The organism is Actinomadura sp. B10D3 (assembly GCF_039871695.1).
Classification (GTDB): domain Bacteria; phylum Actinomycetota; class Actinomycetes; order Streptosporangiales; family Streptosporangiaceae; genus Spirillospora; species Spirillospora madurae.
Genome location: NZ_JBDPLY010000001.1, coordinates 110,706 through 135,971, shown reverse-complemented (window position 1 = coordinate 135,971; position 25,266 = coordinate 110,706). Strand labels below are relative to the sequence as shown.

Here is a 25,266-nt window from a genome sequence, read left to right as displayed (position 1 = left end):
GGCGCCAGCTTATTAGAACGACATTCGGTCTGTCAGGCCGCGATCTTCAGCTGCGCGAAGAAGGCGTTGACGTCCGGCCAGCGCTTCTTGTGCGTGTTCGGCATCGACGCGAACACCACGGCCGGCGACGGCCGGCCGGTGTCGATCACCGCGGTCGCGACGACCTCCCCGGTCGCCTTCACCCCGTCCCGCTGGTAGGTGAGGTACGAGGCGATCAGCCAGCCCGGCCGCCCGCCCACGGTCAGCGCCTGCGACGCCAGCGGCGCCGACTTGTGCGGGAACGCGTAGTACTGCGCCTCGTAGCCCTGCGCGACCACCCCGGCGACGTTCTTCACGCTGTCCGGCCCCTGGTAGGCGCTCTGCAGGCTCGGCAGGAGCGTCCCGGTGAGCAGCTGTCCGTACCAGAGCTGCGCGCCGCGCTTCTCCGTCACGAGGATCTGCTGCCCCGACCATCCCGGCGTGCCCAGCTTGTTCTTCTTGGTCGGCACCTGCCACGGCGCCGCCATCCGCGGATACGACAGGCCCGAATGGGTGTCGTTCACCCGGCCGAGCATCCGGCTCGGCGTCCCGGCGAACTTCGCCAGCGGCTTGTCCGGCGGCAGCTTCACCTTCGCCGCCTCCGACTGCTCCGCCGCGGCCCGCTGGCCGGCGTTGCCCGTGTCCGCGGGCTCGTCGTCGGCGTTCTTCATGAAGTAGACGGCGCCGGCCGCGAGCAGCGCGACCAGCAGCAGCCCGACCCCGCCGAACAGGACGAGCTTGGACCGCCCGCCGCCGTCGTCCAGCCGGTCCCGGGGCGGCCTGGCCGAGGACCCGAGCTTGGCGTCGGCCGCCGCCTCGTCCGCCATCCACTCCGGCATCTGCCAGTTGCCGCTGCTGGGCTTGCCGGGCTTCGCCGGCTGCCCCGACCCGGTGGGCACGGCCGGAACGTACCTGTCGTCGCCGCCGCTCTCGTCGAAGAGCGACCCCTCCCACTGGGGGGCCTCGTCCTCGGGGACGGGCGCCACCCTGACGTCGTCCTCGGCCGGCGCGGAGGCGCCCGCGCCCCACACGCCGGGCAGGTCCTCGTCGCCGTCGCCGGCCCCGGAGAAGTCGGTGCGGCCCACCGGCGCGGGCATGAACACCTCGGGCACCTTCGGCTCGGGGGAGGCCGGCTGCGGGCCGGTCGCCTCGCCCGCGCCGTCCCGCGGCTCGCTCTCGCTCATGTCGGTCCAGCGCACGCCGCGCTCCCCCTGATCGGACATGCGGCACACGTTACGCGAAGATCACTCATGGGTTTCCGGACGGTCATCACGACCAGGACACATCTTCCTATCGCCTTAGTGCTGGGCCGCCAGGCCCGCGGCAGGTTCCGGCTCGTCCACCAGGCGTTCTCTGGCGAGCAGCGTGCCGCCCGCCACCGCGCCCGGCATCGCCAGCACGGCTCCCAGGGGAATGAGGAACACCACAAAAGTCGCGGCGCCGAACCCGACCGCCAGCGGCCGGTGCCTCTTCAGCCGCGCGAACCGCTCCTTGCGCAGCACCCCCCGCCGCTCCAGCGCGACCGAGGTCAGCTCGCCCGCCAGGAAGTACCCCGACACCAGCGCCGCCACCACCGGCACGACCGTCTGCCCCACCACCGGCAGGAAACCGCAGGCGAAGAACACCACCGCGAACGCCAGCGCGACGAGCACGAGGATGAGCGTGTCCTTGACCGCCCGTCCGATCTGCACGAGCAGGGGAACGTCCGGCTCCGGCGGCGCCCCGCCCTGCGACTCCTCCACCCGGACCGAGATGGCCTCGTAGAACGGGTCCCCGACCAGCAGCGTCACCGCCGTGAACGTGACCACCGCGAGGAACAGGGCCGCCCCGTAGATCGCGATCCCGGCGACGACGCGCACCGACGTCCGCGCCGCGTCCGCCCAGCCGTCCGCGAACCCCGTCACCCACCCGGCGAGGTCGCCGATCTGCAACGCCAGGACGACCAGCGCCGTCCCGTACACGGCCAGCACGATCAGCGCGGGAATCAGCCCGAACAGCCACTGCGCCGGATGCCGCGCCATCCATCCGATGCCTCGCAGCAGATATCCGGCGCCGTTGAACAAATCCTTGACCGCGGACGGCCGGGGCGGCTCCTCCTGCGGCGGAACGTACGGTTGGTTCACGCCGCCTGACCCTATAGGGCGGGCAACCCCACAAGGCGGGAAGAACGGTCCCAGACAGCGCGCCTCAGTTCCGGATCCTTCAACGCGCCCACCGTCGGCAGCAGCCCGGCGCCCGGGGTGGAACTGTAGAAGCCGCCGCTGCGCCCCTCGAACTCCTCGTCCAGCGCCAGCCGCAGCGCCATGCGCGCCCCCTGCGCCGGCGTCCGCAGCACCGGAGTGCGCGACAGCAGCGACCCGACCCGCTCACTCCCCGGGATCTCCCTGCTCAGACCGGTCGCGACGAACCCGGGACACAGCGCGTTCACATTGACCCCGCTGCCCTCCATCCGCCTGGCCAGCTCCTGCGCGAACAGGATGTTGAGCAGCTTCGACCGCCCGTAGACCCGCAGCGACCCGGCCGCCCCGTACGCCCCGGGCTCCGCCATCCGCTCGACGTCCAGCCGGTCCGCCTGCCGGTGCGCCTCCGACGCCACGACGACCACCCGCGACGGCGCCCCCTTCTCCAGCAGTCCGAGCAGCAGGTTCGTCAGCAGGAACGGCCCCAGATGGTTGGTCGCGATCATGCGGTCGTACCCGTCCGCGCTGACCTTGGCCCGCAGCAGGTGCACGCCCGCGTTGTTCACCAGCACGTCCAGCCGGTCGAACCGCTCCACCAGCGACGCCGCGACCCGCTGGACATCCATGAGCACCGACAGATCCCCGAGGAACGTCTCGATCCGCGACCCGGGAACGTCCCGCGCCAGCTCCTCCACGGTGGCCGCGGCCCGCACCTCGCTCCGGCAGACGATCCCCACCAGGAACCCGGCCCGCGCCAGCCCCCGCGCGACCTCTTTCCCGATCCCCGACGTCCCCCCGGTGACAACCGCGACCCCCGCACCCATCCCCCCACCGAACCATTCACCCCCCACCCCCGGCAACAACCCGCCACGGCCGCCACCCCTGGCATGGAACTGGAACGCGTTCTAGTATTCGGGCCATGAGGTTCACCTACGCCGAGGCCATGACCGATCCGTCCTTCTACCTGCCGCTGGCCAAGGCGGCCGAGGAGGCGGGCTACACGAGCATGTCGGTCGCCGACTCGCTGGTCTATCCGAAGGAGTCGGACTCGGTGTATCCGTACACCCCCGACGGCAACCGGGAGTTCCTGGAGAACAAGCCCTTCATCGAGACGTTCACGCTGATCGCGGCCATGGGGGCGGTCACCACCACGCTGCGGTTCACCCCGTTCGTCCTCAAGCTGCCGGTCCGCCCGCCCGTCCTGGTCGCCAAGCAGGCCACCTCGGTCGCGTGCCTGACGAACGGGCGCCTCGGGTTCGGCGTCGGGGTCAGCCCGTGGCGCGAGGACTTCGAGGTCATGGGCGTCCCCTGGGAGCGGCGCGGGAAGCGGATGGACGAGGCCATCGACATCGTGCGGGGCCTGAGCAGCGGCGAGTACTTCGAGTTCCACGGCGAGCACTACGACATCCCGGCGATCAAGATCAACCCGGCGGCGCCGTTCCCGATCCTGGTCGGCGGGCACAGCGAGCCGGCGCTGCGCCGGGCCGCGGTCCGCGGGGACGGCTGGATGCACGCGGGCGGCAACGATCTGGACGCCCTCCTGGCCAGGCTGAACCAGATCCGCGAGGCCGAGGGGAAGGCGGACGCGCCCTTCGAGATCCACGTCATCTCGATGGACGCCTACACGCCCGACGGCGTCAAGCGGCTGGAGGACAAGGGCGTCACCGACGTGATCGTCGGGTTCCGGGTGCCCTACACCAGGGAGCCCGACACCGAGCCGCTCGCCAAGAAGATCGAGAACCTCGAACGGTACGCCGAGACCGTCATCGCGAAGGCCGGCTGAGCCTCGACGGGCAAACGAGAACACGTTACAGTCCGGCGCATGGACGCCATCACCTGGGACGCCCCGGACTCCGACCACCCGGCCCGCCGCGCCGCCCGCGCCTCCATGACCGCCGTCTCCGAGGGCCGCCGGGACGACTGGCTGAGCCTCTTCGCCCCCGACGCCCTCATCGAGGACCCGGTCGGCCCGTCCTTCCTCGACCCGTCGGGAAAGGGCCACCGGGGCCGGAAGGGCACCGAGGCGTTCTGGGACGACTTCATCTCCACCATCGCCGGCTTCCGCTTCGCCATCGCCGACTCGTTCGCCAACGGCCCGTGCTGCGCGAACGTCGCGACCATCACCACCACGACCCACGACGGCGCCACGATGACCATCGACTGCGTGCTCATCTACACGGTGGACGACGACGGCCTCATCACGTCCCTGCGCGCCCACTGGGAACCCGACCGGGCCATGGCCACGATCACCAGGCCATAGGCGGGCCGTCACCCGGCGGCAGCAGCGCCCGGGCGATCGTCTGCTCCAGGCGGCGCACCGCCATCGACTCGCCCACGAACCCCTTGACGGCCTGGAGGAACTGCTGCAACCCGCCCGGATAGTCCAGGCACGTCTGCACGATGGCGTACAGGTCGGCCCGCGCCTCCCCCGACCGGGGCACCGCCCCGGCGATCTCCAGCGACAGCGCGCCGACCACCTGGTCGCGCCCCCGCTCGGCGCGGAGCCGGGGAATCTTCAGCAGCTCGTCCACGATGCGGAACATCGCCGTGGGCGGAAGCTCCTCCACCATCGCCGGAAGCTCTCCGAGCTCCGGCACACCGCCGTCCTTCTCCACCTCGTTCTTCCCGGGCACCGCTGGGACACCCGGCCCGGGCCGCACTCCCGGCACCATGATCCAGGCGTCGTCCGCGGTCTCCTTCACCTGCACCTTGACGGGGTAGTAGTCGCCCGGATCGACCAGCCCCCGCCCGTGGCACACCACGTCGTCGTACACCCGCCGCGAGACGATCACCGCGATCCCGGTCTCCGCCGCGGCCACCGCCTCCTTCAGCTGGGCCGCGTCCAGCAGCCGGAACGCGTGCGTCAGCGCCGTGCTGACGATGCCGTGCCCGTCCGCCTCGGCCTCCCCCACGTTGACCGCCACCCGCAGCCGCATCCGCGCGGCCTCGTTCGCCCCCGCGTTGTGGTGCCGCACCTCCGCCCGCAGCCGCTCGACCACCGTCGTCAGCAGCACCTCCGTGCCGACCGTCGGCGGGAGGACGACCATCACCCCGTCCCCCCGGTCCTCGTGGTAGCACTCGTCCATGCGGACCCCGGCGTCCGCCAGGCTCTGCCCGAGCCCCTCGTACATCGCCTTCCGCACCCGCACCCGCACCGGATCGACGCGCTCCGCGCCGCTGAACCCGGCGATGTCGCACACGAGGAACGCACACGTCCCTGCCGGCCGCCATCCCCCCGAAGCCGGTCGCACAGTCTCCGTCACGGGCACCTCACCGATGGATCGCTGCGATTCCCACTGTGCAACCTTCCTGCAACCTCGGCAAGGAAAATGCGTCACCCGTCACAGGCCCGCGAACGCAGCCGCATTAACGATGCCGTAAGCATCTCGACGCCTCCACAACGGCGGCCGGCGACGACCCCTTGGACGATCGCGATGAAGAACCTCGGCGTGTCTCTGTCGTTTCCTCGTCCCACGAGGCTCTCCGGTCAATATGATCCTCACGGATCACGGCGTTACGCTGGTGGCCCTTAGTCGACAGAAGAATCCCGACGACACCATACGATCGCGGAACAAGAGGGGGAGGCGGCCGTGGCGGCCACTCAAGCCAACGCGTCAAAGCCCGAAGCTCACACGGCCCCCTTTATCTGGTGCCGTCCCGCGCCCTCCCAACTGGACGCGGCGAACCTGCCCGGTGAAAGCATCCTCGGCACCGCCGTCAAGGCCGTCGCGGCCGAACTCCGCGTCGCCCGCAGCGTAACGGCCGGCTTCGACAACAGGTACCTGGGCTCCAAACGCCCCTCGGCTTGATGCTCGGGGCCGAGTCCTTTGAATGGCCGTTCGCCGGCCTGGACGTTTCGGCTCTTCAGAAGAGCGGGTGGCGGCCCGCACCCATCTCGGAGGTCGTGCTCAAGGTCCACGGCCGCTGCAACCTCGCCTGCGACTACTGCTATGTCTACGAGGGCGAGGACCAGTCGTGGCGGACACGTCCCGCCGCGATGTCGTCCGAAGTGATCGCCGCCACGGCCGCACGGCTGGCCGAGCACGCCCGCGAACACGCGCTCACCACGGTGACGGTCGTCCTTCACGGGGGCGAGCCGCTGCTGGCGGGACGAACCACTCTCGCCGAGGCGGTCACGGTGTTCCGCGAAGCGATGCCGTCCACCTGCGACGTCGGGGTGTGCACCCAGACGAACGGGGTGCTGCTCACCGAGGCGATGCTGGCGATGCTGGACGAGCACGACGTGGGCGTGTCGGTCAGCCTCGACGGCGACCGCGAAGCCCACGACCGGCATCGGCTGCGCGCCAACGGGCGCGGAAGCCATGCGGACGTCATGCGCGGCCTGAACCGGCTGGCAGGCTCATATCGGCGGCTCTACCAAGGGCTGCTCTGCACGGTGGACCTCGACAACGATCCGATCCGGACGTACGAGGCCCTGCTGGAGACGCGGCCACCGGGCATGGACTTCCTGCTGCCGCACGGAACCTGGCAGGCTCCGCCGCCCCGGCGTCCCGTCGAGGGCGGCGGCACGCCCTATGCCGACTGGCTCATCGCGGTGTTCGACCGCTGGTACCACACGCCCCGCAAGGAAACGGACATCCGGCTGTTCAACGAGATCATCACTCTGCTGCTCGGCGGGCAGAGCCGGAGCGAGAACATCGGACTCTCCCCGGTCGCGATGCTCGTCGTCGACACCGACGGGACGCTCCAGCAGGTCGACACGCTGAAGATCTCCTACGCCGGCGCCCCCGAGACCGGCCTCACCGTCTTCGACCACCGTTTCGACGACGCGTTGCTGCACCCCGGCGTGGTCGCGCGTCAGATCGGGCGGGCGGCGCTGTCGGCGACCTGCCAGGCGTGCGCGGTACGCGACATCTGCGGCGGTGGCGGCTACGCCCATCGCTACCGGGAGGGCAGCGGCTACCTCAACCCGTCCGTGTACTGTCCTGACCTGCTGAGACTGATCAGCCACATCGGCCGGACCGTCCAGCACGATCTCGCCCTCGCCCAGCCCTCCCGGAGCGGCTGACCTCGTCGAGGCTCACAGGGGGGCGGGCTCGATGTCGCATTCGAGCAGACCCCCGCGTCCGGCCACCTGAACGTCGGGATGGTCGCGGCCGAGTACCTGGACCAGAGAGGCCAGGACGCGATCGACGTCCTGCTCCCCTTCCCCCATGGCGGCACGAGCCCGCTCCAGGTTGAGGGCGGCGGCGAGCGAAACGGGATGTCGCTCGCCGAGGAAGGCGACCAATTTCGGCAGCACTTCTGACAGCAACTGGGCCGCGGCCTCCAACTCACCGAGCAGGTAGTAATCGTTGGCCAAGCCCACCGACCCGCACAGCGCGTAGTAATGGTTCGGCCCGAGAATTCCACCGGCCTCCAGACCCGCCAACGCGGCCTGATCGGTTTCCTGTGCCGTGTACACCTCCGCGAGACGCCGGAGGACGACCGCCCTGTCAATGGCACAGACGTGCACAAAGGGGTGAGATTCCCCCATCTTCCGGCGATAGCAGTCCAGCGCCTCGTCGATGAGCGGCAGGGCATCGGCCGGACGTCCGATCGCGCTGGTGGTCAGCGCCAGGCAGATCTTGCTGGCCAGCGTGTTCAGGTGCTCCTCGCCGAACCGGCGGACATGGGCGGCGACCGTCTCGGTGGCCAGACGGTGCGATTCCTCGAACCGTCCGAGTTTCCGCAGGGTGCTCGCATGGCTCACCTTCGCTTGCAGGACCATCGCGTGGCCGGGACCCAGCACCGGCCGCAGATTGGCGAGGCTCTCCGCCTGCATCGCGCAGGCCTCGCCGTACTGCCCCAAAGAGTGCAGGTCACGGGCGAGATGATCGTTGATACGGAACTGCTGCCTGTAGGGCTGGCCAGGCTCTCGCAGCCTGTGCCAGACCTCCAGATCGATGTCGTACGCCCTCTGGAAGTCGCCCAGGATCCGCAGATCGAGAGCGAGGTTGGTGGCGGCGAGTTGCGTGTTGGGGCTGGCGGCTCCCCGAAGCTGACGCATGCGCCGCCAGGCATCGAGATCCACCTCGTAGGCCCTGCGGAAGTCACCGCGAAATCGCAGATCGGCACCGAACCCCGTGGCGGTGAAGAGGGTCTGGATGTGGTTGACCCCGAGTTTGCGGCGAGTCCGCGGCAGGATGTCCTCGCTGAGGTCAGCGGCCGCGAGGTTCTCTCCCAGATCGCGCAGCGCGTTCGCCAGGACGCGCGAGATGTCCAGGACCGTGTCGTCGTCGGGCCCGTACCGCTCCAGCCATCGTTCCAGCGCGATCTCCGCCAGCCTGCGGCTGCCCTCGTACTCGCCCGACATGTAGAGGAAGCTCGCCTGGTCGACGCCGACGGACCGGATCTCTGGATCGTCCGACTCGAACACCCCGGAAGGGACCACATGGGGGGTGATCTCCAAGCGGCGCTCCCATGTGGACTCGACCTCCGGCGGCTCGTCCGGAGTCGCCGCGGCGAGGATGACGTGGACGTGCCCCTGAACCCGACGCCGGCCGTCCTCCCGGAGCCGCTCGTTGAGGATGGCCCGGACGAGCCGGTGAACCTGGAGAGTGGCCGACTCCTCGTCGAAGCGGGCGAGCGAGAACCGGGCGATGGCGCGCATCACGTCGCGCAGGCGCGTCTCGTCCCCCAGCAGGCCGGTCAGTTCGGCGGGCAGCACGGCCGACTTGCCGGCGGCGAGCAGCCCGCAGGACACCGGCTCGGGGTCGAAGACGGCCCACAGTTCCAGCAGCCTCCAGGCGACGGCGTCATGGTCCTGGAGCAGGTCCAGGTTCAGGCTCACCGCCGCCGCCAGCGGTCCCGGCAGGTCCTCCCCCGGCGACTCGGCCCCGGCGAGTTCGGCCAGCCGCCGATCCAGCAGCGGCAGATAATCCTCCACCGTGCCGCCGGTGACCGCCTGCCACGCCGCGGCCTGGTGAACGGCCAGGGGGAGGTCGCCGACGCGTTCGGCGAGCAGGTCGGCCTCGGCGTCGGAAAGGCGCGGCACCAGGCGCCGCAGGAAGGCGATGCTCTCCGATCGTTCGAAGACGTCGACGTCGACCACCGACGCGTGCCGTTCCCAGCTCCGGTCGCGTGAGGTCACCAGAACATGGCGACCGGGCCCCAGATTCGGCTCGAGTCCGTCGACCGACAACGGGGTGAGCGGGACGACCTCGTCCGGCTCCCGGGCATTGTCGTAGATCAGCAACCAGCGGTCATAAGGCCTTCCATCGCGCAACGCACGCAGAACACCGTCGACCGTGCCCTTGATGTCGTCGCTCATCGGCATGCCGAGCTGCCGCGCCAGAACAGCCAGCGCCTGACGGGCGGAGGTCGCCTGTTCAGCCGGGACCCACCACACCAGGTCGTAATCGCCGGCGTGGCGGTAGGCGTATTCCACCGCCAGATTGGACTTGCCTTCGCCCCCCATACCGGTCTCCGACCGCGGCAGAAGCGCCGCCATGCCGTCCCGCAAGGCCGCCTGGATCGCCGAGAGAAGCCGGTCACGTCCGATGAAGTCGGGATTGCGAGCCGGCAGCCCGCTGCGCGGCACCGGCACGGGTTCCGGGCTCGGCAACGCGTCGGCCTCCGTGGAGGGCGTCGTCACCGCATCGGTCGGCTCGGCACCGGAGGGCGTCGGCGCACCCGCGCCGTCGCTCGTCAGCTGCTTCGCCATCTCGCGGTACGGGCCGCCGAGCCGCATCAGTGACTGGGCGGCCACCTGCGCGAACGGCAGGTCGGGCGGCAGCTCCGCCTCCCCGCGGTCCACCGCGTCGAGGAACGCCCGGAAATCCAGGGACGAACCGATACGGTCCCGCACGACACCCCACACCGCGCGCAGCACCTGGAGTACCTCACGTCTGCGCAAGCCTTTCAGGAGGATCTCCCGGACCCCGTCATAGAACTCGTAGGCGATCTCCTCCTCGCCTCCGCCGGCCGGACGGCCCACCAGCCGCAGCAGGCCGCCGAGGAACACCTCCGCCAGGTCGGCCGACGTCGAGGTCGGCAGCATCGCCCGCTGGACGAGGCGCATCACGGGCAGCCGCAGCGGCGCCGCGGCGAGATACGTCGCGAGCTTGAACGCCGCCGGCGACGAGGAGGCACGGAACTGCTTGACCCGCATCTCCGGCGCCAGGGTACCGGGAAAGGCGTCGGCGGGCGGCCGGGGCGCCGCAGGGCGCCCGGTGAACAGGGCGGCGCCCATGACGTCCCGTCCACCGCGCGCGACCATGCCCGCCCAGGAGCGCAGCCAACGCTCGCTCAGCTCCACCACCGGGATCGGGATGCCCTGGGGACGGTCGTCGGGCAACTGGAGCTGCGTCCGCGTCACGGCGAGCTGCTCGTTGGACACGCCGGGCCCGGACGCGTCGAACCGCACCGGCTCGATGGCCGCCGCGGTCCGCCACCACAGGCGCTGGGGAAGCGGCTGGGCGATCGCGACAGTCCCGGAACGGCCCCACCGGTCGAGCAGCGCCGCGGCACGGCCGTCCTCCCACGCCGCACCGATGCAGTCGCTGACGACCAGGACGATCCGCCGGCGCGTCGGATCGACCAGCTCGTCGGGGTCGCGGTTCGCGCCGGCCTCGAAGACGGATCCGGTGCGCAGCGACAACCCACCCGCGCCGGTGTCCAGGTACCACGTCCTCATGTCACGGAACGCGCCGAGTTGCTGCAGCAGCAGCCCCAGTTCCTCGACCGTCTGCCGCCACACGACCATCGAGGGGCCGACGTCCGCGACGAGGTCGAGATCGTAGCGGTGCTCCTGGGCCGCGACCATGACGGGCTCGCACACCCCGGTCTCGGCGATACGCTCCGCCGTCGCCGCCTCATCGAGATGCTCGCGCGTCAGCGACGGGACGGTCGTGCGCAGCGGGCGCAGGGCGCGGGACAAGGCCAGCGAACGGGAGATCGCGGGCATCGAGGGCATGCGGACCGGGAACGCGGTCGCCGGCACCTCCTGGTCGGCCACGTAGAGTCCCGCCTCCGGTGACCGCTGCGGCGGCGGCTCCCGCTCGGGCGCCGCGGGCGGTTTGGGCGCGTGGACGGGCCGCGGCGCGGGATCGGGAGAGCCTTCTGGGCCGGGCTCTTCGGAACCGTCCGTCCCCAGATGGGTCGAGCCCTCGTGCGTCCGGAACCAGTCGGCGAGCCACAGCGCGTCCGCCAGCTCGCCCGCCGTCGGCTCCGGGTCGAGCGCCTGCAGGGCCTCGACGAGCCGCCGGATCATCCCGCCCCAGGCCTCTCGATCGGGCGGAGCACGGTGTCGAGAAGCTGCTCCAGCTTGGCCTCGGGCGGCCTGCCCCCGGAGGTCGCGAGGTAGACGGCGTTGAGAAGCTGGTCGGTGGCGAGCGCCCCGTCCGCACGGCGGGCGAGGAAGTCCTCGATGAGCTTGTCGCTCTTCGCCCTGGCGTCCGCGCCGAGATGCGCCTCGACGATCTCCGCGAGCCGGTCCCGGCCGGCCGGCTCGATCGTCACCCGGATGCACCGGCGCAGGAAGGCGGGCGGGAACTCACGCTCGCCGTTGCTGGTGATGATGACGATGGGGAAGTTCTCGCACCTCACCTCGCCGTGGTCGATCGGCACCCGCGGGCCGCCGTCCGCCGTCATCACACGGATGCGCGACTGCTCGTCCGGCAGGCGCTGCAGTTCCAGGATGGTGAACCGGCCCTCCTCGAACACGTTGAGGAGGTCGTTCGGCAGGTCGATGTTGCTCTTGTCCAGCTCGTCGATGAGCAGGACGCGGGGCCGATCGCCCGGCAGGAGCGCGGTGCCGAGAGGGCCGAGACGGATGTAGCGGCCGATGTCCGGCGGCTCGGCATCCTCCGCGCGGCCGCCCATGCCCCGCAGGCTGGTCTCGTGGAGCCGGCCGATCGCGTCGTAGTCGTAGAGCCCTTCCTTCAGCGTGGTGTTGCTGGTGATCGCCCAGGACAGGACGGAACCGAGCCCCAGTTCGTAGGCGACGTTCTTGGCGAGGGTGGACTTGCCCGACCCCGGCTTGCCCGTCACGAGCAACGGGCGCCGCAGCAGGATGGCCGCGTTGACCCTGTCGACCACCGATTCGTCCGGCCGGTAGGAGATGGCCTGCTGCAGATCCCGCTGCAGGCGCCCCTTCGCCGCCCCCTCGGTGCTGAACCGGCGCCAGGGCGGCGGCGGCGGGAGCCTCCGCACCCGGTCGTGCGGCCGGCTGTCGCCCCGGTAGACGCGCCAGTCGCCGTCCATGCCTGTGGTCTCTGCTTCTGTCATGGTGGACGCCTTCCGGGAACGGTGTCAGGCGGGCGGTCGGAGCTGAACGTAGGGCTCGGGAATGCGATCGGCATCGTCGAACAGGAGGGTCAGATGCAGGCCGAGATGGCCGGTTCCCGCACCCTCGGACCCGGCGGACAGAGCCCGGCGCCGCAGATCCCTCGCCCGGCGCGGCAGCTTCATCATGTCCGCCGCCAGCAGTTCCTTGACCTCCCTGGCGAACCGGGCGGGATCGCGCCCGTCCCGGCACCAGGCGACGACGGGAATGCCCGCGACAAGGCCCACCCAATGTTCGTCCGGGACATCGCTCGCCCCCGCCCAGGGCGGGAAGGCCAGTGCGAGCACGGCTGTCGAGGGCTTCGACAGTTTCGAGTACAGCTCCTCTCTGTCGTATTCACCACGTCGGCTCACCAGGCAGACGGGGGCGTCCACGGAGTCGCCGGACAGCCAGCCCCATTTGTGCCGCCAGTCGGGATGGATCGCCGCGGTGCGCATCCGGTCGAGGCTGCGCACGACCACGGGGTATCGGATGCCGATTCGGTGCTCAAGTCCCGCGATGGTGATTCTGCATTGCTCGAACGGATGGTCCAGCAGAGATCGCGGAAGGATGAACTCGATGGTGAGATCGGGGTTACGCCGGTTGACCACCAGGCTGTCCGAGGTGAGCAGTCTTTCGAGGAGCTCGGGAATCCTGCTGAGCGGCAGTGCCTCGTCGCTGCACTGCAAGGTGTTACCGGGCTCCCGGCCGACCTGGAGCCACGCCGTGACGAGAAAGCGATCCGGTTCCAGCGCATCAGGGGTGCATCCGATGATCAGGTAGTTCTCGGACGGTTCCGCGTCGGACGGCGCCGTCAGTGATGCTCGACGACGCTGGAAAAGCACGCCGTCCAATCCTTGTGCCGCCACCTGGCGGCGCATCCAGTCCCGCAAGGCCGGCGCCGTCGGATACCCGGCATGCTCGGCCACGTCCTCGACGAACGTCAGCAGCGGCGGCACGCCGTCGTCACCGGCGGGCATGTCCTCCAGCAATGCGACCACGTCGTGCAGGCTGCGTATCTCACGATCGAGCTCCGGCCACGCCGGCCCGACCGCTCGCCGGTACAGCGTCGGAAACCTGGCCAGATGAAGGAGCCCGGGGTCGGTCTGCTCCAATGCGGTGATCAACTGATGGAGGTCGCGCCGGTCGGCATGGTCGAGCCATGGTTCCGGGAGAAGCTCCCGGACGAGATCGCCGAGAGCCCGCACCGACAGGCTGCCCTGGTAGAACGTCTCGAGAATGCGCACCAGGACCTGCGCGGCCCCCGGGTATTTGAGAAGGACGTCGACCAGCAGCAACACGTCGAGCATTTCCTGGTCATGGTGGACGAGCGGCAGCCGGTGGCCGAGCTCGCGCTCCAATGACTCCAGGATGACCGCACGGCCGCGCTGCACCCGCATTGCGTCGATTCGCAGGATCGCCTGGACCAGCCGATGCTGATCCTTGACGTTCAGCGACGTGATCAAACGCTCCGCCTCCGACCGAAGACGCCTCAGAAAGCCGACCGTGGTCGACGCAGGAAGCGTACCCCCGCATAGTGCACAGAGCGGGCACTCACCGGTCAACTCAGAAGCGACCGGAATAGGACGCCCGAAATGTGTCAGCTAACACAGATCGGGTGTAACAAAGGTGGGTAAAGCCCCCTGATGGGGGCGGAGCCCACGAAGCGCAGGCTACGCTTTCCCACTCACCGACGCAGCACTGCCAACGGGAACTCTCTTCCCGGTCACGGCATCGTGCTTCGCCCCGGTCACCGCGTCGCTCCGCGCCGTGCTCACCGCTTCGTCCGGCGCCGCAGTCGCTGCATCGTCCGGCGCGCCCACCGCCGCACCGTCCAGCCCCACGGCCGCCGCCCCGTCCAGCGCACCGTCCAGCGCACCGACCGCCGCACCGTCCAGCACCCCGACCGCCGCGACTCGGGCATGGGCCGGGGGATGGGCCAGCAGGAACACGACGACCGTGATGGCCAGGAAGGCCCCGGCCACCAGGACGGCCGTCGTGCGGGACCCGAAACAGCTGATCACGTATCCCCCGACGGAGGCGCCGAGCGCCACGGCACCGGTCGTCAGGAACTGGGTGATCCCCTCGACGCGGCCCAGGACGCCCTTGGGGATGACCTTGCTCTGGTGCATCGCCAGCGCGACGTTGATGTAGGCGCCCATGAAGCTGCAGGCGCCCCAGGCACCGAGGCCGACCCGCGGGTCGTCGGCGATGGCGACGACCAGGATGAAGGGGAACCACAGCAGCACGCAGCACTTGATCGTAACGACGGGCCGAAAGCGTCGCACCACCATGGGCGCACTGATCGCACCGAGGAATCCGCTGAGACCCGACGTCGCGAGCATCGCACCGATGATCGTGCCGGTGAAATCTTGCCGTTCGGCCTCGACGACGAGCAGCAGAATCACGATCTGAAAGCCGGCGTTGGCAACCGCGCACGCACCGAAGGAGACGAAAAGCAGCCGGTCACGAAAAATATGGTTCAATCCCTCACGCAGGGAGGACAGCGCCTTCCCCTTCGATGTCCGAGACGCATCCCCCAGGGTCGGATCAGATTTGAGGTCACCCTTGAGGAAGGCGATAGAAATAAGAGATATGCATGTGGTCAGCGCATCGAGCAAGTAAGGAAGTTGCCGCCCGCAGGCAAATAGCAATCCTCCGACCGGGCGCCCGAGCACCAAGGCCAGATGGTGGCGCGCCTCGCTCTTGCCCATCCTGTTCTCGGCTTCACCGTCCGGCACGACATGGCGCACCGCCGCAAGTTCTGCTATACGAAAGAAGACGGCGCACGAGCCATCGATCACCGCGGCCACGACGAAAATCGCCCAGGGGGCGGGAAGAAAGATCAGACAGCAAATGAGGATGGCTGAATTGATCAGCCGGACCCCCTGACTGATCGCCATGATCCACCGGCGGTCGTAACGATCGGCGAGCAGTCCGGCCGGCAGGTGCAGCACCAGGCCCGGGAGTGTGTTCGCTGCGGCCACCCAGCCGGCCACAATGGGCGAGCCGGTCAGCGCCAGCGCCAGCAGCGGGTTCGCCGCGGCGGCCCCCAACGTGCCCAACTGCGAGAGCACCGAGCCGCTCAGCAACAATCGATAATTGCGAAGCCAGATGGATGGCGGAAGGATATGATCGGCTGCCGCACCTTCACTCGGAAGGCTCATTCCCGATGCGGCGGCGGCCACCTTCTGACTTCTCCTCGCTTCGGACCGCGGACACCACTGCGACCCGGTCGACCTCGACAATTCACTCTGGAAATATTCCCGGCATTTCACTACCCAAGGCCATACCGCAGCCAAGGTTCCGCCAGGAGACGCCAAAATGCCCGTCCGTAGCATTTTCGGACAGGCATACCGACCGGCAGGCCCCGGCGATAGGGAACCTTACCAGCTACCGCAAATGACGGGTACCGTGGATGGCGAATTACTTATCGACCTGTGGGTTAACGGCGCCGATCGTTCCATCTAAACAGACGTAAGGAGTATCTAGCTTCATAGTGGATAGACTGCCACAAAGCATACCCAGCGCGTAGCGTACCGCAGAGTAACCCCAGAATCTGCGCTTCTACGCAGTGCCGGACATAGCACGCTTGGCGTCGAGGGCTTCGCGGTTCTTGCTGTCGCGGCCGAGGACCTCCTCGAACACCGCCCGGGCGGCGTGCGTCCGCCCGGAACGCAGGAGCGCCTGCCCGAGGGCGGTCTGGACCGAGAGTTCGTGCGGGAGCCGGCTCGCCGCGGCCTGGAGCTGGCGCACCGCCTCCGCCGGATCGCTCGGCAGCAGGACCCGGCCGATCCCGGTCAAGAGCCAGCCCGCCGCGGCGTTGTCCGGGACGGCCTCGAAGATCGCCGCAGCCTCGCGGTAATGCTTGACGGTCTTCTTGGCGTCCCCGCGCTCGTGGGCGATGTCGCCGAGGAAGGTCGTCGCGTCGGCGAGGGTTCGGAGATCGCCTTCTCCGCAGGCTCTGGTAGCCGCCTCGGTATGGCGGCGGGCGAGTTCGGGGTCGCCGACGGCCAGGGCCTGGTGAGCCTGCCGGAGACGAGCCGAAGGCCCCGGCCGGCGGATCGGCACGGTTCCGTTGCTCAGGCGTGCCACGGGCTCGATGAGGCGCGGATGAAGGAGCTCGTAATACCGCTGGCCGTCCCGGATCCTCGCCCGGATGAGGTGGGAGTCCTGCACCGCGTCCACGACCGCGCCGGGCATGGCCTCGCATGCGCGTGCCATGGAGACTCCAGCCCGTCCCTCCGGGCCGCCGAACAGGGATCGGAACCAGGAGAAGATCACTCCGGCGGGGATGCTCTGATCGGCGGCGATCGTGGCGAGGCGCTGCGCGCAGAAGTCTTCCAGGACGTGGTTCACCTCGGCGCGCAGACGTTCGGCGGGGATCTCGCCATCGCCGTTCAGTTCCTCCCAAAGGGCGGCGAGAGCCCGGTGCAGGAGGACGCCCTCGACGCGCGGGATGATCTGGACACTCCCCTCGGACCGAACCGTCCGGAGTTCCCGCACCAGCGCCGCGGCATTGGCCTCGCCAGGCTGACCGGCGCCATGGAGCAGATTGGCGACCGCCTCCTCGGCGGCTTGGGACGTCAGCGGCTCCAGGGAACAGGTGGCGGGAGGCGCCTGACCGAGCCGGGCGGCGAACTCCAGCGCCGCGTCGACCGCGTCGTCGCGTACGACCAGCAGCAGGTGCAGGTCGGGCATCTCCTTCACGGCCGCCGCCAACTCATCGAGAAAGTCCCGGCGGTGCCGCTCGTGCCGGTCGGACGTACGCAGCAGCGCCTCTAGGCCGTCGATGACTCCCAGCATGGGCAGCGGCCGACCGAACCGGTCCCTGCGACGCTGCTTGCGGAGGAAGGTCCCGATCGTCAGTTCGGAGATGTGGACGGGGGACGCGCGCGGATACCAGGAGGCCAGCACGGCGAGCCGGAAGACGTTGTGCTCGGCGAGCGCGGCCACGGGGAACGACGGCCGATGCGCAAGGTGCGCCACGGGCAGGACGTGCTTTCCCTCGGCATCGAGGAACGGGATGACGCCGGCGCGCAGCAGAGAGGTCTTCCCGACGCCCGCTCCGCCATGCAGGACGAGAAGCCGATTGCTCTTCCACAAGGATGCGATTTCGGCTATCCGTTGACCGCCACCGTAAAAGATCTTCCGGTTCGGCTCCGCGGACCTGTGGCCGGCCATGTCGGAACCGGGTGAGCCGAGGGAAGACTGCGCGATCATCGTTCCGTCCCCGTGAGCGGGTACCCGCTGGAGATCTTTTATGGCGTCGGCCTCAGGGGCCCGAGTCCCATGAGACTAACGCATCGACGCTTCCCAGCGGTGACGATTCGGAACGGCGCCCGGCGCCTCCAGCGAGGCGATCGACCGGAGCGCTGCCGGCCGCCGTCGAAATGATCACACGTCGTGGAGCCCTACCAGATCTACCCGGCTTACCGGCCTGCTCACGCCTTGTTGTCGAAGTGGCGGCTGATGCTTCCGGGCCGGGCCAACTCCTCCCCCACCCTGCAGATTCCAGGCCGCGTAAGCGGAGTGGAAGCCTTCGGGACTCGGTTACTCGGCAACCGGAAGGGGGAGCTCTTGCGGTCGGAGGTGGATGGCGGCATTCGACTCTCCTCTACAGGTCGGTACGGAGCCGCGTCCGTAGGGAGCGTCTCCGAGCTGCAACAGCGCACTGACCGCTGCCATACTCTCAAGAATTGTCACGCTGCGCCATAGCGCCGACCACGGACACCCATTATTTGGACGTCAACAAGCAACAATAAGGACATCCGAAATGGAAATCGGAGTTAGTGTCACCAGACGCAGTCTGGAACAGATGGCCTTATTACACTAACTTCGTTGACGACCTGACTTGACCGCACCGTGATGCCTCGCGCCCGCGAGCGCCGGCATGCGCAGGGGGATCGAGTGATCAAATCACAGCCGGACGTACCATCCACCGAGCGCGTTCCCCAGATCTGGGGGAAGGTCCCTCCCCAGAACAAGAACTTCACCGGCCGCACGGATCTGCTCGCACGGCTGCGCAGCGGACTGGCCAACCAGGTCACGGCGGTGGTGCCGCACGCGCTGCACGGCCTCGGCGGCGTGGGCAAGACCCAGATGGCGGTCGAATACGCCTATCGGTACCAGTCGGACTATGACGTCGTTTGGTGGATCCCCGCGGACCAACCGGTTCTGGTCCGCTCATCATTGGCCAGCCTGGCACAACCGCTCGGCCTCCCCTCGGCGGCGGTGAGCGGTGTCGAGGACGCCGCCAACGCGGTGCTCGACGCGTTACGCCGCGGAGAGCCCTACTCCAAGTGGCTGTTGATCTTTGACAACGCGGACGAGCCGGAGGAACTCACCGACGTCCTCCCGCAGGGCCCGGGGCACGTGCTGATCACGTCGCGCAACCACCGCTGGGCGGGCATCGTCGACGCCGTTCCCATCGACGTCTTCACCCGCGAAGAGAGTGTGGAGTTCCTGAGCAAGCGGGTACCGAGAGGTATCACTTCGGAGGACGCGGACCGGCTCGCGGAAGAACTCGGAGACCTGCCGCTTGCTCTCGAACAGGCGGGTGCGCTCCAGACCGAGACCGGCATCGCGGTATCGGAGTACCTCCAACTCCTGACCCAGCGCACCAGCCAGTTGCTCTCCCAAGGAAAGCCGACCGAGTACCCCGTGTCGATGACGGCCGCCTGGGCGCTTTCGGTGGCCAGCCTGGAGGAGAAGCTGCCCGAGGCACTCGACCTCCTGCGCTACTGCGCCTTCTTCGGCCCCGAGCCGATCCCGCGGGATGCTTTCAGCAAGGTCGTGCCCGGTCTGAGCCCCCAGCTCAGAAACCTCATCGAGGACCCCATCCGCCTCGGCCGTGCCATTGGAGAGCTCGGGCGCTTCGCTCTTGCCAGGCTGGACATCCCCGCCCGAACGATTCAGGTGCACCGGCTGATCCAAGCTCTCGTCCGGGACGAGTTGCCGGAGGCGGAGCAGGAGCGCCTCCGGCATGAGGTCCACCTCCTACTGGCCGGTTACACCAGGTTGGACCCGAACGACGCCGGCAACTGGAACACCTACCTCAACTCGCTGGGGCACTTCGAACCGGCCGGGGTCGCGCGATGCCAGGCTCCGGAAGTGCGCGAACTCGCGCTCAACATGGTGACCTATCTCTACTCCTCGGCCGACTTCCCCTCTGCTCGGTCCTTCGTGCAGTCGTTCCTCGATGAGTGGACCTCCACCTCTGGCGCCGACCATGAGGACGTGCTCAACCTTCAGGTCCAACTGGCCAACCTCCTCCGCGAACTCGGCCAGTACGACGAAGCGGCGGAGCGCAACCTCGAGACGCTCAACGCGGCCGAAAAGGTCCTCGGACACGACCACGACACGACACTGCGCGCCCTTCGTGGACGAGCGGCGGACCTCAGGGCGAGCGGCGACTTCCAGCAGGCCCATGAGATCGACGAGGAGACACTGCGCCGGTACGAATCCAAGTTCGGAGAGAAGGACTGGAATACCTGGCGCGCTATGAACAGTGTGGCGCTCGACTATGGCCTCAAGAGCGATTACCCGACCGCCCGGACGCGCCTTGAAAAGGTGCTGCGGGGAGTGCTCTCCATCGACGGCGCGTCTTCGGACCCCAGCTCCTACCTCAACTTCTACACCGGGCTCGTCAGGACGGTAAGGCTCGGCGGGGACTATTCGGAGGCCTGCGACCTCGGCGAGGACGTGTACGCCTTCGGCATCGAGAAGTTGGGCCCCGAAAGCACCTGGACGCTGCGCGCCGGCAGGGACCTCTCCATCGCCTGGCGCCGCGCCGGGGATTACGAGCGCGCCCTTGAGCTGGCCGAAGAGATCCAGCAGCGCTACGTACGCATCTACGGTCTGGACCACCCGGACACGCTCGCCGCGGCCGTCGCCCTCGCGAACATCCGGCGGACGATCGGCGAGTTCCAGGAGGCCCTGGTCCTCGCGGACGACACCGTCCGCCGCTATCCGCGGATCTACGCCGCCGAGCACCCCTACAACCACGCCTGCGCGGGGAACCTGGCCGTCCTGCGGCGCATCACCGGCGACCCGGAGATCGCCCGAAAGCTCAACGAGGACGCGCTGGCGGGCCTGGAGGTGAAGCTGGGCCGCGACCACCACTTCTCGCTCACCGTCGCCATCAACCTGGCCAGCGACCTGGCCGCCCTCGGCGAGACGGAGTCGGCGTACCGGCTCTGCTCGGGCAGCCTGCGGCGCCTCCGGGCGCTGCTGGGAGACAACCATCCGCTGACGCTGTCGGCGGCCGCGAACACCGTCGCGGACCTGCGGGCGCTCGGCCGGGACGACGAGGCCACGGCGCTGTTCGACGACACCGAGGAGCGCTACCTGCGCAGCCTCACTCTCGACCACCCCGACGCCCGCGTCTTCCTGGAGGGACGCCGGCTCGACGCCGACTTCGACCCGCCGCCCATCTGACCTCAGACCGCGGTGGCCACCGGCTCCGCCACGGAGAGGTTCAGGTCGCTGCTGACCACGTCCCGGATGTGGGTGATCAGCTTGAACAGGTCCTGGCAGTAGACGGACGGGTTGCGGAATCCCGTGCCCGACCGGTAGCGGTGCGGGTAGAGGCCCGCGCCGCAGACCTCGTGCGCCGGGCAGGCCAGGCACTGGTCCGACAGCGCCCGCCGCCCGATCTGCCGTGCGGCGACGGACGGCAGCGACAGGACGGTGTCGAACGGGTCGCGCGATACGTGCAGCCGCGTGCCCGCCGCCCCGTCGTAGGCCGACTTCAGCGAGTCGACCTGCTCGATCTCGCCGTTGGTCTCCACCACGACCACGGCCACCGGGGACAGCCCGACGGCCTCGCTGGCCGACATCCGGCCGAACAGCAGCCGGATGATCTCGCTGAACAGCCGGATGCGGACGTCGCCCGCCTCCGCGGCGTACCACCGGTCGAAGATCGCGATGAGCCAGTCCGCGTAGGGCGTCGACTCGTCCGGCGGCCGTCCGGGAGGCGGGGTGTCCCAGTTGCCGTGCGGCAGGAGGAAGTCCATCTCGGGCGGCCCGAGACCCAGGAGCGACTCGTATGTGGCGATCGGGTCGTTGCGCAGTTCGATGGTGCTCAGCACCCCGCCGAACAGGTGCCGGTAGCCCGGCACGGTGAGCCGCTCCAGCCCGTCCCGCACCGCCTGGTAGCTGCCGCGGCCGTCGGCGCGCCGCCGGTGGAGGTCGTGGCCCTCCTCGTCGCCGTCCACGCTCACGCCCACCGAGACGCCGTGCTCGGCGAACAGGTCGAGGAACATCTCGTCCAGCAGGACGCCGTTGGTCTGGACGCTGAAGCCGACGCGCACGTCCGGCTCCGCCGCCGCCACGATCGTCTCGATGGCGTACCTGAGGTGCTCCGCACCGGCGAGCAGCGGTTCGCCCCCGTGGAGCACGACCTGGACGTCGAAGATCCGGTTGGTCCGCGCATGCTCCGCGATGCGCCGCGCCGCCCACTCGAGGACATGCCGCGACATCCGCCGGGGCTGCCGGCGCCAGCCCTGGTCGGCCATCTCGTACATGTAGCAGTAGTCGCACGCCAGGTTGCACCGGCTGTGGACCTTGAGGATGAAGTCACGGATCGGCGTGGGCCGCCAGCCGTCCTCCAGGAGTCCGCGCACGTCGAGTGCGCCCGGCCACTCGATCGTCTGGCCGGGTTCCTCGCTGCTGACGCCCACCTGCTGACCCCCAGGAGATCAAGACACGGCGCTGCGCTTCTAATTTTGTAGTGATATGTCTAGTTCACAAGATCAATAAACATGATCGACACCCTTCGTGAGCGCCCACCGCTCGTGATCCCGCCATTCCCCGTCGATCTCGATGAACCCGGGCGAGAAACCCTCCCTGCGGAAACCGAGCCGCTTCACCAGACGGACCGACGCGTCGTTCCCGGGCTGGATGTCGGCCTCGACGCGGTGCAGTTCCAACCGTTCGAAGGCGTACCTCACCGCGAGCGCGACCCCTTCGCTCAGGTATCCCTGCCCCGCATAGGGCAGGAAAGCCGCGTACCCCAGCATGCCGCGCTGGTATGAGCCGCGGACGATCCCGTTGATGTTGACGAAGCCGGCCAGGTCTCCCCCGTCCCGCAGGCAGACCACCATTCCGACGGCCGTGACCTCGTCGAACCGCGCGAGGTACTCCGAGAACTGCTCCGCCGACACCGGCGGATCGACCCACGGCCGATGAAACGCGGAACTGGCACACGCCAGCTCGACGAAACGCGCCTCATCCTCCGCCCGAACCCGCCGGACCGCCACCCGGGCCCCCACCCTCAACTCCACACCCACCTGCGAAATCTACGCCACCCACCCCGCACCCCTCGATCCACACAAACCACCCCGCACCGCGCCCAGTGCCGATGATGTCGCGTTCAGGGCATTACGGAGCTCTTACGGGATCTGGTGGGTGGGGCGCTTGGTTCTACGATCGCGGGCGTGTTGAGCATCGGAAGGTCGGTACTGGTGACCGCTGCGCCGCTCGTTCTGGCCGTGGCGGGTTGGGTGCACCCCCATGGCCTGTCCAGGACGACCGCGGAAGAATGGGCTCACCTGCACATCGTGCTGCTCCCTGTCTTTCCGCTGCTGCCGGTCGGGTTGCTGGCGCTCCTGTGGCGTCGGCCTCGCCGCGACCTCGCGGGGGTGGCCACCGTGGTGGTGTGGATCGCCGCGTTCGCCTACGCCGCCTACTACACCGGGCTGGACGCGGTCGCCGGTATCGCGGCGGGAACCACCGTCGAGCACGCTCCCCAGAACGCGGATCTGGGGGCGCTGAAGCAGCCGCTCTACGACACCGGCGACGCACTCGGGCATGTCGGTGCCTACGCCCTCATCGTCGCCGTCGTGGCTGCCGCGGTCGCGTTGTGGCCGCGGCACGGCATCCGGGTTCTCCCGGGCACGGCCGTCCTGCTGTTATCCGGCTGGTCGTTCATCGACAGCCACATCTTCTGGCCGCGCGGCGTATTCACGATGCTGGGGTTCGCGTTGGGCTTCGCCCTCCTCGACTGGGCGGTTACCGGACGAAGGCCGGGAGCAGATCGGACATAGGCGCCACGTCGGTGACGAACCCGAAGCGGCCCTCGCGCATCTCGCGGGCACCGTCCAGGAACGAGCGCATGGCCAGCCTGGAGAGTGCGCCGCCGATGCTCACGCGCCGCACGCCGATCTCGGCCAGTTGGTCCAGGGTGATGGAGGGGTCGGCGGAGCCCATCACCACGTTGACGGGCTTGCCGACGGACGCGACCACCGTGCGCATCTGGTCCAGGGTGCGCAGGCCGGGCGCGTACAGGACGTCCGCACCGGCCTCCTCGAAGGCCTGCAGCCGCCGGATGGTGTCGTCGAGATCGTCGATCCCGTACAGCAGGTTCTCGGCCCGGGCCGTCAGGACGAGCGGGACGGGCAGGGTCCGGGCGGCCTCCGCGGCCGCGCGCACCCGCTCGGCGGCCAGGCCGAAGTCGTAGATCGGGTTGCGCCGGTCCCCCGTCGCGTCCTCGATGGACGCCCCGGCGGCGCCGTGCGCGCAGGCCTCCACGATCATCTTCGCCGCCTCGGCGGGGTCGTCGGCGAAGCCGTTCTCCAGGTCGGCGTTCACGGGCAGCGGGGTCGCGTCGTTGATGACCCGGCAGTTGTCCAGGATCTCCTGGCGGCCTGCTCGGCGCCGGCCATGCAGGTTGGCGACGCCGAGGCTGGTGGTGGCGAGTGCCTCGAAACCGAGGTGCGCCAGCAGCCGCGCCGTCCCGGCGTCCCAGGGGTTCGGCAGCAGCAGTGGTTCGGAGCGCTGATGCAGTGCCCGGAAAGCGGTCGCTTTGTCCGTCATGAGGCCAGCCTCGTCTGCGCCTGCACCATCAGTCAAATGCATGTTCCAGATGCGATCCATCAGGAATACTGATGAAGGTGACCATCGACGAGATCGAGACGTTCGTGTGCATCGCCGAGGTGGGCGGGTTCACCGAGGCGTCCGCGCGGCTCGGACGGTCCCAGCCGGCGATCAGCCGGCGCATCCGCGAGCTGGAACGCTCGCTGGGCGCGCCGCTGTTCGACCGCACCGGTCGCCGTGTCGCGCTCACCGAGGCAGGGAAGGCGCTCCTTCCGCACGCCCAGGCGGCGCTGGCCGCCGTCCGCGACGGCGCGCAGGCCGTCCGGGACGTGGCGGGCGAGGCGCAGGCCCTGAGCGTCGCCATCGTCCGGACGCTCGCGGACTCGCACATCGTCGACGCGCTGCGCGCTTTCGAGGCGCGTTTCCCGGACGCCCCCGTCGACCTGCGGACGGCCACCAGCCGCGAGGTGAGCGTCCTGGTCCGCACCGGTGAGGCCGCGCTGGGGTTGCGCTACTTCCCCGACCCCGATCCCGCGCTGGAGTCCGTCCCGCTCGGCGCGGAGCGGCTCCTGGTCGTGGTGTCCGCCTCCCACGAGATCACCGAGCCGGTGATACCGGATCTGGGCCCGCTTCGGAAGGAGCGCTGGCTCGGCTTCCCACCCGAGCGGCTCCAGCCCGACTCGTTCGGCCACGTGCTGCGACGGGAGCTGGCGGCGGCCGGGCTCGCCGACCCCTCCATCACCCTGATCGACAGCCTCACCGCGCAGACACGCCTGGTGGAGGCCGGGCTCGGCGTGGCGCTCATGCCCCTCAGCGGCATCCGCGAGGAACTGCGCATCGGCAGCCTGCGCACGGTCGAGGTGCAGAGCCTGGCGGCTGAACTGCCCGTGGTCGCCGTCCGCCGGAAGGACGGCTACCAGAGCCGCCTGACGACCGCCTTCCTCACGGAGCTCAGAGCCCACACTCCCGACCTGCGCTAGGGTG

Annotated in this window: 19 protein-coding genes; 7 read left to right on the top strand and 12 right to left on the bottom strand. The window is 69.3% G+C overall.

Annotated elements, in window-relative coordinates; genetic code table 11:
• Positions 1–32: 32 nt before the first annotated feature.
• From ABGB11_RS00555 to ABGB11_RS00545, 3 genes are all read right to left on the bottom strand, one after another.
• Positions 33–1,241 carry a hypothetical protein gene (locus ABGB11_RS00555; protein ID WP_347627580.1) on the bottom strand — a complete coding sequence of 403 codons (1,209 nt, stop codon included), beginning with the start codon at positions 1,239–1,241 and terminating at the stop codon, positions 33–35.
• A 75-nt stretch (positions 1,242–1,316) separates the two neighbouring features.
• Positions 1,317–2,141 carry an EI24 domain-containing protein gene (locus ABGB11_RS00550; protein ID WP_347627578.1) on the bottom strand — a complete coding sequence of 275 codons (825 nt, stop codon included), beginning with the start codon at positions 2,139–2,141 and terminating at the stop codon, positions 1,317–1,319.
• An 11-nt stretch (positions 2,142–2,152) separates the two neighbouring features.
• Positions 2,153–3,022 (bottom strand): SDR family NAD(P)-dependent oxidoreductase, encoded by an 870-nt coding sequence (locus ABGB11_RS00545; protein WP_347627576.1) that lies wholly within the window; start codon positions 3,020–3,022, stop codon positions 2,153–2,155.
• A gap of 95 nt (positions 3,023–3,117) precedes the next feature.
• Between ABGB11_RS00545 and ABGB11_RS00540 the strand changes: the two genes are divergently transcribed.
• Together ABGB11_RS00540 and ABGB11_RS00535 are read left to right on the top strand one after the other, a co-directional pair.
• A complete protein-coding gene (locus tag ABGB11_RS00540) occupies positions 3,118–3,981 on the top strand; it encodes a TIGR03619 family F420-dependent LLM class oxidoreductase (protein WP_347627574.1) in 864 nt (287 codons plus the stop codon).
• Between the two features lie 39 nt (positions 3,982–4,020).
• Positions 4,021–4,458 carry a nuclear transport factor 2 family protein gene (locus ABGB11_RS00535; protein ID WP_347627572.1) on the top strand — a complete coding sequence of 146 codons (438 nt, stop codon included), beginning with the start codon at positions 4,021–4,023 and terminating at the stop codon, positions 4,456–4,458.
• Here the strand turns inward: ABGB11_RS00535 and ABGB11_RS00530 are convergent.
• Positions 4,445–5,398: a hypothetical protein gene (locus tag ABGB11_RS00530; RefSeq protein ID WP_347627570.1), complete on the bottom strand. Its 954-nt coding sequence runs from the start codon at positions 5,396–5,398 to the stop codon at positions 4,445–4,447. The two genes, ABGB11_RS00535 and ABGB11_RS00530, sit on opposite strands and share 14 nt — an antisense overlap.
• 390 nt (positions 5,399–5,788) lie before the next feature.
• On the opposite strand from ABGB11_RS00530, the gene ABGB11_RS00525 reads away from it, so the two are divergent.
• Together ABGB11_RS00525 and ABGB11_RS00520 are read left to right on the top strand one after the other, a co-directional pair.
• Complete coding sequence (locus ABGB11_RS00525) at positions 5,789–6,007, top strand: hypothetical protein (RefSeq protein WP_347627568.1); 219 nt, start codon at positions 5,789–5,791, stop codon at positions 6,005–6,007.
• Entirely contained in the window at positions 6,007–7,227 is a 1,221-nt protein-coding gene (locus ABGB11_RS00520; protein ID WP_347627566.1) for an FxsB family cyclophane-forming radical SAM/SPASM peptide maturase, read from the top strand. Before ABGB11_RS00525 ends, ABGB11_RS00520 begins: the two co-directional genes overlap by 1 nt.
• A 12-nt stretch (positions 7,228–7,239) precedes the next feature.
• On the opposite strand, the gene fxsT (ABGB11_RS00515) is transcribed toward ABGB11_RS00520, so the two are convergent.
• The 5 genes from fxsT (ABGB11_RS00515) to ABGB11_RS00495 all read right to left on the bottom strand — a co-directional run bounded on the left by fxsT (ABGB11_RS00515) (position 7,240) and on the right by ABGB11_RS00495 (position 17,649).
• Positions 7,240–11,412 (bottom strand): FxSxx-COOH system tetratricopeptide repeat protein, encoded by a 4,173-nt coding sequence (gene fxsT / locus ABGB11_RS00515; protein ID WP_347627564.1) that lies wholly within the window; start codon positions 11,410–11,412, stop codon positions 7,240–7,242.
• Positions 11,409–12,428, bottom strand: a complete 1,020-nt coding sequence (locus ABGB11_RS00510; protein WP_347627562.1) for a MoxR family ATPase — start codon at positions 12,426–12,428, stop codon at positions 11,409–11,411. Before ABGB11_RS00510 ends, fxsT (ABGB11_RS00515) begins: the two co-directional genes overlap by 4 nt.
• Positions 12,429–12,452: 24 nt before the next feature.
• Positions 12,453–13,931, bottom strand: coding sequence for a hypothetical protein (locus ABGB11_RS00505; protein ID WP_347627560.1), 1,479 nt, complete (start codon positions 13,929–13,931; stop codon positions 12,453–12,455).
• 207 nt (positions 13,932–14,138) lie between these two features.
• Positions 14,139–15,653, bottom strand: a complete 1,515-nt coding sequence (locus tag ABGB11_RS00500; protein ID WP_347627558.1) for an MFS transporter — start codon at positions 15,651–15,653, stop codon at positions 14,139–14,141.
• Positions 15,654–16,032: 379 nt separating this feature from the next.
• A complete protein-coding gene (locus tag ABGB11_RS00495) occupies positions 16,033–17,649 on the bottom strand; it encodes a tetratricopeptide repeat protein (RefSeq protein ID WP_347628535.1) in 1,617 nt (538 codons plus the stop codon).
• 726 nt (positions 17,650–18,375) lie between these two features.
• On the opposite strand from ABGB11_RS00495, the gene fxsT (ABGB11_RS00490) reads away from it, so the two are divergent.
• Positions 18,376–20,904, top strand: a complete 2,529-nt coding sequence (gene fxsT / locus ABGB11_RS00490; RefSeq protein ID WP_347627556.1) for an FxSxx-COOH system tetratricopeptide repeat protein — start codon at positions 18,376–18,378, stop codon at positions 20,902–20,904.
• A gap of 2 nt (positions 20,905–20,906) precedes the next feature.
• Here fxsT (ABGB11_RS00490) and ABGB11_RS00485 read toward each other — a convergent pair whose 3' ends face one another.
• Positions 20,907–22,148: an FxsB family cyclophane-forming radical SAM/SPASM peptide maturase gene (locus ABGB11_RS00485; protein WP_347627554.1), complete on the bottom strand. Its 1,242-nt coding sequence runs from the start codon at positions 22,146–22,148 to the stop codon at positions 20,907–20,909.
• A 72-nt stretch (positions 22,149–22,220) separates the two neighbouring features.
• Positions 22,221–22,757, bottom strand: coding sequence for a GNAT family protein (locus ABGB11_RS00480; RefSeq protein ID WP_347627552.1), 537 nt, complete (start codon positions 22,755–22,757; stop codon positions 22,221–22,223).
• A gap of 147 nt (positions 22,758–22,904) precedes the next feature.
• Here ABGB11_RS00480 and ABGB11_RS00475 point away from each other — a divergent pair, with 147 nt between their 5' ends.
• Entirely contained in the window at positions 22,905–23,513 is a 609-nt protein-coding gene (locus ABGB11_RS00475) for a hypothetical protein (protein ID WP_347627550.1), read from the top strand.
• Here ABGB11_RS00475 and ABGB11_RS00470 read toward each other — a convergent pair.
• Positions 23,479–24,282 (bottom strand): isocitrate lyase/phosphoenolpyruvate mutase family protein, encoded by an 804-nt coding sequence (locus tag ABGB11_RS00470; RefSeq protein ID WP_347627548.1) that lies wholly within the window; start codon positions 24,280–24,282, stop codon positions 23,479–23,481. The two genes, ABGB11_RS00475 and ABGB11_RS00470, sit on opposite strands and share 35 nt — an antisense overlap.
• A gap of 71 nt (positions 24,283–24,353) precedes the next feature.
• Here ABGB11_RS00470 and ABGB11_RS00465 point away from each other — a divergent pair, with 71 nt between their 5' ends.
• A complete protein-coding gene (locus ABGB11_RS00465; protein WP_347627546.1) occupies positions 24,354–25,262 on the top strand; it encodes a LysR family transcriptional regulator in 909 nt (302 codons plus the stop codon).
• Positions 25,263–25,266 lie beyond the last annotated feature (4 nt).